The sequence below is a fragment of the Paraburkholderia sp. SUR17 genome (assembly GCF_029536165.1).
Taxonomy (GTDB): Bacteria; Pseudomonadota; Gammaproteobacteria; order Burkholderiales; family Burkholderiaceae; genus Paraburkholderia; species Paraburkholderia kururiensis.
This window is the reverse complement of sequence record NZ_CP120508.1, coordinates 1199285-1212870: the sequence shown is the minus strand read 5'-3', so window position 1 is coordinate 1212870 and position 13586 is coordinate 1199285. Positions and strand designations below refer to the sequence as shown.

Here is a 13586-nt window from a genome sequence, read left to right as displayed (position 1 = left end):
CGGCTCACTCCACGGGTTGTAGCTTCGCCACCGCCAGCGCGAGCCACTTCTCGCCGTGGCGCTTGAAGCGCACTTGCGCCTTGGCGTCGGTGCCGCTGCCTTCGAGCGCCGTAATCGTGCCCTCGCCGAATTTGGTGTGGAACACCTGCTGGCCGACGCGAAAGCCCGTCTCGGCCGCGCGCTGTGCGTTGGCGAACGCGGGCAGCGGCGCGGACGGCTCGCCGCGGTATTCGTCGCGGCCGGCACGCTGCGAATCGGGACGCGCGAACCAGTCGCGGCCCCAGCCCGCGTTGTCCGAGCGGCCGCCCCAGCGTGCCCCGGCCTCCACCTTCGGCGTGAGCCACTTCAGCGTGTCCTGCGGCAGTTCGTCGAAGAAACGCGAGCGGATGTTGTAGCGCGTCTGCCCGTGCAGCATCCGGCTCTGCGCGAACGAGAGATAGAGCCTCTCCTTCGCGCGCGTGATCGCGACGTACATGAGCCGGCGTTCCTCTTCGAGGCCGTCCGCTTCCATCGCGCTGTTCTCGTGCGGAAAGAGCCCCTCTTCGAGACCCGTGATGAAGACGGCCGTGAATTCGAGTCCCTTGGCCGCATGCACCGTCATGAGCTGCACGGCGTCCTGGCCTGCCTGCGCCTGGTTGTCGCCGGCTTCGAGCGAGGCATGCGAGAGAAAGCCCGCGAGCGGCGTCATCATGTCCGGGTTCTGCGCCGGGTCGGTGATGGCGGGGGCGTCGAGCACTTCGACTTCGTCGCCTGCCGCCGTCGCCAGTTCGGGTGCGGAGGTCGCGCCGGGGCGCAGCGGAATGGAGCGCGCCGGCGTGTCGAGCCCGTAGCCTTCCTCGCTCACGAAAGCGGCCGCCGCGTTCACGAGTTCCTGAAGGTTCTCGAGACGGTCCTGGCCTTCACGCTCGTTCTGGTAGAAGTCCGCGAGGCCGCTCGCGCGCACGGCATATTCGACCGTCTCCGGCAGGCTCATTTGCTGCGTCTCGGCACGCATCTTCGCGATCAGATTCGCGAAGCCCGCGAGGCTCGATCCGGCCTTGCCCACCACATACGGAATCGCGGCCGCCATCGAGCAGTTGTAGAGACGCGCCGCGTCCGTGAGCTGTTCGATGGAACGTGCACCGATGCCGCGCGCCGGAAAGTTCACGACGCGCGCGAACGCGGTGTCGTCGGTCGGGTTGTCGATGAGGCGCAGATAGGCGAGCGCGTGCTTCACTTCCTGGCGCTCGAAGAAGCGCAGGCCGCCGTAGACGCGGTACGGAATGCCCGCGTTCACGAGCGTGTGCTCGATGGTGCGCGACTGCGCGTTGCTGCGGTAGAGCACGGCGATCTCGTTGCGCGCGAGCCCCGTGTTGATGAGCGCACGAATTTCCTCGACGATCCAGCCCGCTTCCTGCGAGTCCGTAGCCGCTTCGTAGACGCGCACGGGCTCGCCGTGGCCCGCGTCGGTGCGCAGGTTCTTGCCGAGCCGGCGCGCGTTGTGGGCAATCAGCTGGTTGGCGGCATCGAGAATATAGCCGTGCGAGCGGTAGTTTTGCTCGAGCTTGATGAGATGCCGCACGCGAAACTCTTCCTCGAAGTCGCGCATGTTGCCCACGTTCGCGCCGCGAAACGCGTAGATGGACTGGTCGTCGTCGCCCACCGCGAAAATCGCATTGCTTTGCCCCGCGAGCAGCTTGAGCCACGCGTACTGCAGCTTGTTGGTGTCCTGGAACTCGTCGACAAGGATGTGCCGGAAGCGCGCCTGGTAATGCGCGCGCAGCGGCGGATTGTGCGCGAGCAGCTCGTAGCAGCGCAGCAGCAGCTCGGGGAAATCGACCACGCCTTCGCGCTGGCACTGCTGGTCGTAGGCTTCGTAGAGTTCGACGAACTTGCGGTTGAAGTTGTCGGTGACGTCCACGTCCTTCGGACGCAGGCCCTGCTCCTTCGCGTTGTTGATGAAGTACTGCAGATTCTTCGCCGGGTACTTCTCGTCGTCGATGTTCAGGCCCTTCATCAGGCGCTTGATCGCGGAGAGCTGGTCGGCCGTGTCGAGAATCTGGAACGTGGCCGGCAGGCCGGCGTCGCGGTAATGCGCGCGCAGCATGCGGTTGCACAGACCGTGGAAGGTGCCGATCCACATGCCGCGCGTATCGATGGGCAAGAGCGCCGAGAGCCGCCCCATCATCTCGCGCGCAGCCTTGTTGGTGAACGTCACGGCAAGCACGGTGGCGGGCGAGGCGAGCCCCTGCTGGATCAGCCACGCGATCCGGGTGATCAGCACGCGCGTCTTGCCGCTGCCGGCCCCGGCGAGAATCAGCGCCGGCTCGTTGGGCAGCGTGACGGCGGCATGTTGTTCCGGATTCAGGTTCGCGAGCAGATCGGGCATGAGGAAATGGGGGAATCAGGAGAAAAACGGGGACGTTGCGGCGGCTGGCCGGCGCGTGGCGCGGATCGTCCGACATTATAAGTCGGGGGCGCTTGGGGACGCGGGGGCGTTGGTGGGTGGGGCTTGGCGTAGGTGGGTCGTCGTGGCTTGGCTAGCGCAGGTGGCCGTCGTACGCGACCGGCGCAGGTAAAAGGCGCAGGCCGCTCTTCGCCATGCGCTTCGCATGCACACTTCGCATTCGCGTGCGCCACTTCGCACGCGCGGCTTGCCGGGCTCCGCCGCCGCCGCATCATCGGCAATGATCGCCCGCCTTGCGTGCAGGACGTGCTGCGCGGTGCCTGGGGGTTCCAGGCACCGCGCGACGCACCGCCACACCAAACGTCCGTGCGGCTGCAGGGCAGCAAGGGGATCAAGCCACGGGAGGCATTCAACATGTCGAGCGCGATTTCGGCCTTGTCCTTCGATACCGTGCCGTCGTCCGGCACCGGCACTTACGGTTCGTACAGCTCTTCGGCGACCGACCCGCAGCTCGAAAGCCTGCTGGGCGGCACGACCGGGCTGCAACCCTATTTCAGCTGGGAAAAAACCACGTTCGGCCAGAACGGCAACGCCGGCACCGCGAGCAAGGCGGCGCAACAGCTCTTCGGGTCCACGAACCCGCAAGGCACCCAGGGCAGCGGCAACGGCCAGTTCGACTCGGCACTACTCCAGGTGCTGATCGCGCTGCTGCAGGAACTGAACCAGTCGATCTCGTCAAACGACGGATCAGTGCCCACCTCAGGCTCCGTGCCCACGGGTGGCTATGGTGGCGGAGGTGGTGGAAGTTATGGCAGCGGCTCCCGCGCGGTCGGAAGTACGAGTACGGGCAGCACGTCCAGCGGCCCCGTCCAGCACGGCGACTCCAACGTGGCGCCCGCGGGCTCCGGCAACCCGGCCGGCATCGCCCAGGGGCTGCTCGACCATTCGGCCGCGAGCATCATGGCCAACCAGAACGTGCCCATGGACCGCGGCATTCCCACGGACGTCTGCTGCGCGAATTTCGTCTCGGCGTGCCTCACGAAGGCGGGCGAGCTCCCCGAATCGCAGCACACCAACAGCGTCGCGACGCTCGACTCCGAACTCAAGCAGGACGGCTGGCACACAGAGAGCCGCAGCCAGGCGAAGCCCGGCGACGTAGTGATCATCGGCGGCGACGAGCACACCGAAATCGTCGCGAGCAACGACAACGGCCGCATCACGCTGATCGGCTCGAACAACACGGAAGGCGGCTCGGGTCCGCAGGTGGTGTCGTACGACAGCGCCTCGGGCAACCGCGGCAACGTGGAGTTCCTCTCGAAGTCGTAAAGGCAGGCTTGCCGCTGGCGTACGATCAGGCACCCGCCCAGGCACACGGCTGACCGGCCGCGAGAGCGTGCCCGAGCGTCGCCGCCGTCGTCGTCGCAGGCCATCACCGCACCCCGCCCTTCCCGCAAGGTTCGACAGGGCCCTGCGGTCCTGCCGTTGTCCACCTTAGGCGCGACGCCCTACGCGTTCCGCACCGCTATCACGCCGCGCTTCAGTGTCCGCATCACGCTCCCTGCGCACCGCCCGCTGCGCGCGGCGCCCGCCTGCGCGGGAAGGTCCGCCGCGCCTCCCTTTATAATTCGAGGTTTCACGCCTCTCTTCACGCATTTTTTCGGCAGACTTCCATAATGAGCGACAGCACGCTTGCCAAGAGCTTCGAGCCTCAGACGATCGAGGCCTCGTGGGGCCCGGAGTGGGAAAAACGCGGCTACGCCGCGCCCGCGTTCGAACCGGGACGCCAGAACTTCTCGATCCAGTTGCCGCCGCCGAACGTCACCGGCACGCTGCACATGGGGCACGCGTTCAACCAGACGATCATGGACGCGCTCACGCGCTACCACCGCATGCTCGGCGACAACACGCTGTGGGTGCCGGGCACCGACCACGCGGGCATCGCCACCCAGATCGTGGTGGAGCGCCAGCTCGACGCGCAGGGCGTTTCGCGCCACGACCTGGGCCGCGAGAAGTTCGTCGAACGCGTGTGGGAGTGGAAGCAGCAGTCGGGTTCCACGATCACGAGCCAGGTGCGGCGCCTTGGCGCCTCCATCGACTGGTCGCGCGAATACTTCACGATGGACGACAAGATGTCGGCCGCCGTGCGCGAAGTGTTCGTGCGGCTCTACGAGCAAGGCCTGATCTACCGCGGCAAGCGGCTCGTGAACTGGGACCCGGTGCTCGGCACCGCGGTGTCCGACCTCGAAGTGACGAGCGAAGAGGAAAGCGGCCACCTCTGGCACATCCGCTATCCGCTCGCGGACGGCTCGGGCCATCTCACGGTGGCCACCACGCGACCTGAAACGATGCTGGGCGACGTCGCGGTGATGGTGCATCCCGAAGACGAACGCTACGCCGCGCTGATCGGCAAGATGGTGAAGCTGCCGCTCACGGACCGCGAGATTCCCGTGATCGCCGACGACTATGTGGACCGCGAGTTCGGCACCGGCGTCGTGAAGGTCACGCCCGCGCACGACTTCAACGACTATCAGGTGGGCCTGCGCCACAAGCTCGCCGCCATCGAAATTCTCACGCTCGACGCGAAGATCAACGACAACGCGCCCGCACAGTACCGCGGGCTCGACCGGTTCGACGCGCGCAAGCAGGTCGTAGCCGACCTCGACGCCGCCGGGCTGCTCGAATCCGTGAAGCCGCACAAGCTGATGGTGCCGCGCGGCGACCGCACGGGCGTGGTGCTCGAACCGATGCTCACGGACCAATGGTTCGTCGCGATGAGCAAGCCCGCGCCCGAAGGCACGTTCCACCCGGGCAAATCAATTGCCGAGACCGCGCTCGACGTGGTGCGCAACGGCGAGATCCGCTTCGTGCCCGAGAACTGGACCACCACCTACTACCAGTGGCTCGAAAACATCCAGGACTGGTGCATCTCGCGCCAACTGTGGTGGGGCCATCAGATTCCCGCCTGGTACGGCGACAACGGCGAAGTGTTCGTCGCGCGCACTGAAGACGAGGCGCGCGCGCAGGCCGCGGCGAAGGGCTACGCGGGGGCACTGAAGCGCGACGAAGACGTGCTCGATACGTGGTTCTCGTCGGCGCTCGTGCCGTTCTCGTCGCTCGGCTGGCCGAACGAAACGAAGGAACTCGCGGCCTTCCTGCCCTCTTCGGTGCTCGTCACGGGCTTCGACATCATCTTCTTCTGGGTGGCGCGCATGGTCATGATGACCACGCACTTCACCGGCAAGGTGCCGTTCGATACGGTCTACGTGCACGGCCTCGTGCGCGACCACGAGGGCCAGAAGATGTCGAAGAGCAAGGGCAATACGCTCGACCCCATCGACATCGTGGACGGCATCGATCTCGAATCGCTCGTCGCCAAGCGCACCACCGGCCTCATGAATCCGAAGCAGGCCGCCAGCATCGAAAAGAAAACGCGCAAGGAGTTTCCGGACGGCATCCCCGCGTTCGGCACCGACGCGCTGCGCTTCACGATGGCGTCGATGGCCACGTTGGGCCGCAACGTCAACTTCGACCTTGCGCGCTGCGAGGGCTATCGCAACTTCTGCAACAAGCTCTGGAACGCCACGCGCTTCGTGCTGATGAACTGCGAAGGCCACGACTGCGGCTTCGGCGAAAAGGCCGCGGCGTGCGGTCCCGACGGCGCGGGCGGCTGCGGTCCGGGCCGCTATCTCGACTTCTCGCAGGCCGACCGCTGGATCGTGTCGCTGCTCCAGCGCGTGGAAGCGGAAGTCGAAAAGGGCTTCGCGGACTACCGTTTCGACAATGTGGCAAACGCAACATACAAGTTCATCTGGGACGAATACTGTGACTGGTACCTGGAGCTCGCCAAGGTGCAGATCCAGAACGGCACGCCGGAGCAACAGCGGGCCACGCGCCGCACGCTGCTGCGCGTGCTCGAAACCGTGCTTCGACTCGCCCACCCGATCATTCCGTTCATTACCGAAGCCCTGTGGCAAAAGGTTGCGCCGCTCACGAACCGTTATCCGGCAGGCAAGGCCGAAGGCGAGGCATCCATCATGGTGCAGCCCTACCCTGTCGCCGAACCGGGCAAGATCGACGAAGCCGCCGAGCAATGGGTCGCGGACCTGAAAGCGATGATCGACGCGTGCCGCAACCTGCGCGGCGAGATGAACCTCTCGCCCGCCACGAAGGTGCCGCTGCTCGCCACGGGCAACGCCGAACGTCTCGCCACGTTCGCGCCGTACGCCCAGGCGCTCGCGCGGCTTTCCGAGGTCCGCATCATCGCCGACGAAGCGACGCTCGACGGCGAAGCCCATGGCGCGCCGATTGCTATCGTGGGAACGGACAAGCTCGTGCTCAAGGTCGAGATCGACGTGGCCGCGGAGCGCGAGCGGCTGTCTAAGGAGATTGCACGGCTCACCGCGGAAATCGCGAAGTGCAACGCGAAGCTCGGTAACGAGAGCTTCGTGGCAAAGGCCCCGCCTGCTGTCGTTGAGCAGGAACAGAGAAGGCTGGCAGAATATGAAACCACCATTGGCAAGCTGACCGCGCAGCTTTCGCGGCTGCCTGCCTGAACACCGCGGCGGCCGTTTTGGCCGCAGCAGTTGCCGCATGCGGGGCATGGCGCAGTGCTGGAGGCACCGCGTGCGGACAAAGGACCAGGGTAACGACATGCTCAAAGTAACCAAGGCGGTATTCCCCGTGGCCGGTCTCGGCACGCGCTTTCTGCCCGCCACCAAGGCGAGCCCGAAGGAAATGCTGCCCATCGTGGACAAGCCACTGATCCAGTACGCGGTGGAAGAGGCGATGGCCGCCGGCATCACCGAAATGATCTTCGTGACGGGACGCAGCAAGCGCGCCATTGAAGACCACTTCGACAAGTCTTACGAGATCGAGGCCGAACTCGAGGCGCGCGGCAAGGACAAGCTGCTCGAACTCGTGCGCAGCATCAAGCCGAGTCACGTCGACTGCTTCTACGTGCGGCAGCCCGAAGCGCTGGGTCTGGGCCACGCGGTGCTGTGCGCCGAAAAGCTCGTGGGCGACAACCCGTTCGCCGTGATCCTCGCGGACGACCTGCTGTACGGCACGCCGCCCGTCATGCAGCAGATGATCGAGGTGTTCGACCACTATCACAGCTCGGTGATCGGCGTGGAAGAGATCCCGCCCGAAGACACGAAGTCGTATGGCATCGTGGACGGCAAGGAGTGGGAAGACTCGATCATCAAGATGTCGGGCATCGTGGAAAAGCCGGCGCCGGACGTGGCGCCGTCGAACCTGGGGGTGGTGGGGCGTTACGTGCTCAAGCCGCGCATCTTCGAACATCTGCGTGCGCTCAAGCCCGGTGCGGGCGGCGAACTGCAACTGACGGACGCGATCCAGTCGCTGCTCGCCGACGAACAGGTGCTCGCGTACAAGTATCACGGCACGCGTTTCGACTGCGGCAGCAAGCTCGGCTATCTGAAGGCAACCGTGGAGTTCGCGTTGCGCCACCCCGAGGTGGGCGCGGAATTCGAAGCCTATCTGCGCACCCGCTCGCCGGTGCTCGCGGGGTAAAGCCGCGCGGTGGTGCACGCACCGCCGCCGTACGTTGAAACTCATGCTGTAAAGAAGCGCTGCGATTCGCTACCCGCGGATCGCAGCGCTTTTTGTTTCAGGGGCCATTTTCAGGAGTCCGCCGCCAGGCCCCGCATGACGCCTCCGTGACACAAGCGTCCGCCCCGCCCCTGCTTGACTCACATCAATCCGCCACCGTCCGCGGGTGCGAACATCTGCCCCACCGGCTCGTCGTCTTCGGCTGGCGTTGCGCGACGAAGGCAAGCGATGCCGGGCCGCCATTCAGGCGTCGTAACACGCTGGTGTCCGGCTCACTTCTGAATCCGATCATGATGCTTCCGGACGGCAAGGCGCGGTTCCTTTCTCCCATTCTGGACCGGCTGCGGCGCTCGCCGCGCGGCGGCTCGCACGTTCCCACGGCCACGCAGGGCACGCTCGAGCAGTTCGCGCGCCTGTCGCCCGACGAAGTCATGCAGCGGCTCGGCACCTGCGCCGCTGGCCTCGACGCCGACGACGCTGTGCAGCGCCTGCGCACGGTCGGTCCCAATCAGGTCGCTCGCGAGGCGCGGCACACCATGGTTCGCGAGCTGGCCGCGCGAGCCGCCAATTCGCTGAACCTCCTGCTGCTCTCGCTCGCCGCCGCGTCGTGGTTCCTCGGTGATCCGCGCGCCGCGCTCATGATTTCCGTGATGGTCGTACTCAGCGTTTCGCTCGGCTTCGTGCAGGAGCACCGCTCGAATCGCGCCGCCGAAGCGCTGCGCCGCATGGTGCACACCACCGCCACGGTGCGCCGGCGTAACGCCGCGGGTGGATGCGAACACGCCGCAGGCGTGAGCGAACACAGTGCGACCACGATCGAAATTCCTATCGAACAGATCGTGCCGGGCGACATCGTCATGCTTTCGGCCGGCGACATGATCCCCGCCGACCTGCGGCTCATTTCCGCGCGCGATCTGTTCGTGAATCAATCCGCGCTGACGGGCGAAGCCATGCCGGTCGAAAAGGCGCCCGCCACCGGCACGCACGGCGCCGACTCGCACTTCGAGCTGCCGGACATCTGCTTCATGGGCAGCGCAGTGGTGAGTGGTGTGGGCTGCGGCGTCGTGATTCTCACTGGCGGGCGCACCGCGTTCGGCAACGTGGCGGACATGATCGCGGGGCAGCGCGTGCTCACGAGCTTCGACCAGGGCATTGCGCGCTTTACGTGGCTCATGATGGGCTTCATCGCGGTGATGGTGCCGCTCGTGTTCCTCATCAACGGGCTGACCAAAGGCAACTGGTTCGAGGCACTGCTGTTCGCGGTCGCCGTGGCCGTAGGGCTCACGCCCGAGATGCTGCCCATGATCGTGACCGTCAATCTGGCCAAGGGCGCCATCGCGATGTCGCGCAAGAAGGTGATCGTGAAGCGGCTCAATGCGATCCAGAATTTCGGCGCCATGGACGTGCTCTGCACCGACAAGACCGGCACGCTCACGCAGGACCGCATCATCCTCAAGCGCCATCTCGACATTCACGGCAACGACTCCGACCGCGTGCTCGAATACGCCTACCTCAACAGCACGCATCAATCGGGCCTCAAGAATCTGCTCGACGTGGCCGTGCTCAAACACGTCGAACTGCACGAGCAGCTGAAGGCGCACGAGCAATACACGAAGATCGACGAAATGCCGTTCGACTTCGAGCGCCGCCGCATGTCCGTGGTGCTCGCGCGCGACGACGGCACGCATCTGCTGATCTGCAAGGGCGCGGTGGAAGAGATTTTTTCGGTGTGCAGCCGCTACGCGGTGGACGGCGACATCGGCACGCTCGACGAAAGCCATTTCGTGGCCGCCAAGCAAACCACGGACGCGCTCAACGCCGACGGCTTTCGCGTCGTCGCGGTCGCCTACAAGGAGATGCCGCCGCAACAGTCGGCGTATTCGGTGAAGGACGAGCAGGACCTCACGCTGCTCGGCTACATCGCGTTTCTCGATCCGCCGAAAGAAACCGCGGCGGCGGCGATTCGCGCGCTCAAGGCGAGCGGCGTCGCCGTGAAAATTCTCACCGGCGACAACGACATCGTCACGCGCAAGATCTGCCGCGAAGTGGGCATCGACGCGAGCACCATCGTGCTCGGCAAGCAACTGGAGAACTGCACGCCCGACGAACTCGCCGCGCTCGCTGAGCGCGCCTCGGTCTTCGCGAAGGTGTCGCCGGCGCAGAAGGCGGCAATCGTCGACGCGCTGCATCGCAAAGGCCACGTGGTGGGTTTTCTCGGCGACGGTATCAACGACGGGCCGGCGCTGAAGACCTCGGACGTGGGCGTATCGGTGGACAGCGCCGTAGACATCGCCAAAGATTCCGCCGACATCATCCTGCTCGAAAAGAGCCTCGCCGTGCTGGGCGACGGCGTGATGGAAGGCCGCAAGGTGTTCGGCAACATCACGAAGTACATCAAGATGGGCGCGAGCTCGAACTTCGGCAACATGTTCAGCGTGCTGGGCGCAAGCATCCTGCTGCCGTTCCTGCCCATGGCGCCCATCCAGGTGCTCACCAACAATCTGCTCTACGACTTCTCGCAAACCGCGATTCCTACCGACAACGTCGATGCCGAATACCTCGCCGTGCCGCGCCACTGGGATATCGTCAACATCATGAAGTTCATGCTGCTGATAGGCCCGATCAGCTCCATCTTCGACTACGTCACCTACTTCCTGATGCTCAACGTCTTCCACGCATGGAACAATGCGCCGCTGTTCCAGACCGGCTGGTTCGTGGAGTCGCTCCTCACGCAGACGCTGATCATCCACATCATCCGCACCGCGAAAGTGCCGTTCTTCGAAAGCCGTGCAAGCGGCGCGCTGATGGCGACGAGCGCGATCATCGCCGTGGTGGGCATCGCAATTCCGTTCACCTGGCTTGGGCACGTGCTGGGCTTCACGCGGCTGCCGGCGACGTACTGGCCGGCGCTGGTGCTGATCCTGCTCGCCTACGCGGCGCTCACCCACGTCGTGAAGACGTGGTTCGTGCGGCGGGTCGGGTTGGGATGACCGGGCAAACGATTACCCGGCTGAACGCCCCTCGAACCGTATAGCCGGCGCCGCCGCCTCTCGCCACACCTTGCCTCGCTTTCCGTCAAATTTACTTGACGCCGATTCCAATCGGCAGGAAAAATAGCGACGCTATACGTCAAATAAATTTGACAATGAGCGCCGCGCCGAACCCGGCATACGCGCTCGCGAACCGGAGCAAAGGGGTTTCGGGGCGAGGCTTGCAGGATCCAGGCGGGGTTTCCAGGACATATGACATGAACGACAGGTTCCTGTTACCGGTCGCGCTGCGCGGACACGAATGTGGCCCGGGCGACGCCGACGGGCAAGACGAGGCGCAATTCCTCGGGAAGCAGGTCGAACTGATCTGCCTGCTCTTGCGTCGCGCGCACCATTTGCGCGGATGCGGACGCGAAACCCCCGTCGCCGACCTCATTGTTTCCTGCATCGTCAATCTGCTGGAAGCGCTCGAACTCAATTCACCTGACGAAACCGAAATCGGCCTCGCCCGGCTGCAACAGATCATCGACCTGGCCTTCACAGGCGGCCCGTGGAAAGCAGCCTCGGGCTGATGCAGCGGCTCCGCGCCACAACGCGGCCCGCGAAGAAGAACCGTCCGCAACACGAGAGAACGCATTCATCGACAGGCGCATGCAGAACGACAACACCAGTTCCCACGGAACTGGAATACGAGGGGGTTGCCATGCATCACGAGATCGGTCTGGGGGTCACGGCTTTTCGCCTCTCGGCGCCGGAGCGCCGGGTATCGGACGAACAATGGATGCAGGTCGCCCATCTGTTCTCGAGCGACGAGACGAAACACGGCGGCCGGCGAAAATGCCCCGACCGGGCCGTGCTCGATGCTGTCTTCTGGGTCATGACGAGCGGTGAGAAATGGCACCGGCTGCCGTCCTGCTACCCGGCGCAGCAGACCTGCTACAACCGGTTCGTGGCGTGGCGCCGAAGCGGCCTCGTCGACCAGGTGGTGCGGGCGCTCGGCTGGGACACGATGCGCGCCGACGTAGCGCACGCCGGGGACTGACGCGGGCCGTCCCCGCGCCCGGTCAGCTTGCCCCGAAGATGCGGTCGTACTCCCTTTCGAGCACGGCATGGCATTCGCACGCGGCCGCTTCGATCGCGGCGCGATCGAGCACGCGAATGGATCCTGGACGGCAACGCAGCGCGCCGCTCGCTTCGAGCGACTTCAGTTCGTCGAGCGCCTGCGCCGCGTGCGCACCGAGCACGTCCGGAAACACCCTCTGGCTGAAACGGACTTCGTCGGAATCCTGGCGGGCGAGCGTCTGCAACAGCCAGCGGCACATCTGCTGACGCGGCGTGTGGTGGTGGACGCACAAGGCAATCTGCGCCATCTGCGCCATGAGGGCCTGGGTATAGCGCAGCATCACCCGCTGAAACGCACCTGCCAGAGCGAACTCGCGGCGCGCCACTTCGACGCTCAACCGGAACGCCTCGCCGGCGCCTTGCACGACGGCGCGCCTTGCGGCATGCGGCTCGCCGATGCAGGCGGAAAGGCCCAGCAGCCCTTCGTTGCCCACCACTGCCACGCCGAGCGGGGCGCGGTCCGCCGTGGCATGAAAGATCGCGACGATTGCGGTGGTCGGCAGATACACGTTGGTGAGCGGCTCGCCTTGCCGGAACACGACCTGGCCGAGCGGCATCGCCACCGGTGCGAGATGCGGTTCGAGGCGCTCGCGCTCGCGCGGCGAGAGTGCGGCGAGCAGCCGGTTGCCGGGCGTCGACGCATGTGCCGTGCGCGAACCGCCATTTGTGCCGGCACCTGCTGCCGCATGCTCCGCGACGCGTCGCACAAGCGCGAGGTGTTCCTGGATCAGCGTGTCGCGGTTTCTTTCGGGCAGCAGGCTCAGCACGGCAGAGCGCACGTCGCTGTGGCCGAGTACGTCGAGAATGCGAAGCTTGACGAGGGTGCCGAGATCGCTTTTACCATTGCGCCAGGCCGATATCTGCGCACGAGTAAGATGGAGTGCTTCTGCAAGCTGGGCGTCGCTTGCGAAGCGGCCCCGCGTTTTGACGTCGTCGAACAATGCGTACCAGTCGCGCACAGTGTTATTGACCTGAATTGGCGTCCAGAGAACTCGACATGGACGGCATGGCAGCGCTACGGCATGTCGATGAAGTAACCGGGTAAGGTAACCAGACGAGGTGACCGGATCCGGTCGAAGGCGCACCCTTTATAGCACAACTGTGACAGCCGTCGCGGCCCTGTCCGCCGCCTTCAGCGGCCTGACGCCGCCTGCGCGGACAGCGCCGCCATGACGCGCACGAGCTGCTCGCGGCAGACCGCGCTCTCGCTCGTATCGTTGAGCGCGATGCCTTCGAGCAGATTCACGATCGCGCACAGGAACGCATCGGCCACGGGCATGGGCCGCGCACAGCTGCGCAGATAGTCGGCGTAGCCGTACACCGCTTGCAGAAACGCCACCTGGCGGGAGGCGAACTGTTCGTCGTCGAGCGGTGCGGCGACATCGACCGTCTCGCGTCCGTCGCGCAAGGCGCCAGGCAGCCGAATGGTATGCGGATTGGTCATGGCGCCCTCGCCCACGCCGTGAATGACCACGAGACAATTGCCATACGCAAACGGTAGGCGTGTTGATCTGTAT

At 65.3% G+C, this 13586-nt stretch carries 9 protein-coding genes; 6 read left to right on the top strand and 3 right to left on the bottom strand.

The features are described from left to right. Positions 1–4: 4 nt before the first annotated feature. Positions 5–2368 (bottom strand): UvrD-helicase domain-containing protein, encoded by a 2364-nt coding sequence (locus tag P2869_RS05395; RefSeq protein ID WP_199544114.1) that lies wholly within the window; start codon positions 2366–2368, stop codon positions 5–7. Between the two features lie 432 nt (positions 2369–2800). On the opposite strand from P2869_RS05395, the gene P2869_RS05390 reads away from it, so the two are divergent. From P2869_RS05390 to P2869_RS05365, 6 genes are all read left to right on the top strand, one after another. Further along, a complete protein-coding gene (locus P2869_RS05390) occupies positions 2801–3712 on the top strand; it encodes a CHAP domain-containing protein (protein WP_277597677.1) in 912 nt (303 codons plus the stop codon). A 347-nt stretch (positions 3713–4059) separates the two neighbouring features. Beyond that, positions 4060–6939, top strand: a complete 2880-nt coding sequence (locus P2869_RS05385) for a valine--tRNA ligase (protein WP_277597676.1) — start codon at positions 4060–4062, stop codon at positions 6937–6939. Between the two features lie 97 nt (positions 6940–7036). Next, entirely contained in the window at positions 7037–7918 is an 882-nt protein-coding gene (galU, locus tag P2869_RS05380) for a UTP--glucose-1-phosphate uridylyltransferase GalU (protein ID WP_017777743.1), read from the top strand. Positions 7919–8247: 329 nt separating this feature from the next. Next, positions 8248–10947 carry a magnesium-translocating P-type ATPase gene (mgtA, locus tag P2869_RS05375; protein ID WP_277597675.1) on the top strand — a complete coding sequence of 900 codons (2700 nt, stop codon included), beginning with the start codon at positions 8248–8250 and terminating at the stop codon, positions 10945–10947. Between the two features lie 155 nt (positions 10948–11102). Further along, positions 11103–11519 carry a hypothetical protein gene (locus tag P2869_RS05370; protein WP_277597674.1) on the top strand — a complete coding sequence of 139 codons (417 nt, stop codon included), beginning with the start codon at positions 11103–11105 and terminating at the stop codon, positions 11517–11519. Between the two features lie 131 nt (positions 11520–11650). Next, a complete protein-coding gene (locus P2869_RS05365; RefSeq protein WP_277597673.1) occupies positions 11651–11989 on the top strand; it encodes a transposase in 339 nt (112 codons plus the stop codon). Between the two features lie 22 nt (positions 11990–12011). Here P2869_RS05365 and P2869_RS05360 read toward each other — a convergent pair whose 3' ends face one another. After that, the gene (locus P2869_RS05360; protein WP_277597672.1) at positions 12012–13028 is read right to left on the bottom strand and encodes a cyclic nucleotide-binding domain-containing protein; all 1017 of its coding nucleotides are present in this window, start codon (positions 13026–13028) and stop codon (positions 12012–12014) included. 173 nt (positions 13029–13201) lie between these two features. Then, positions 13202–13513: a hypothetical protein gene (locus P2869_RS05355; RefSeq protein ID WP_277597671.1), complete on the bottom strand. Its 312-nt coding sequence runs from the start codon at positions 13511–13513 to the stop codon at positions 13202–13204. Positions 13514–13586 lie beyond the last annotated feature (73 nt).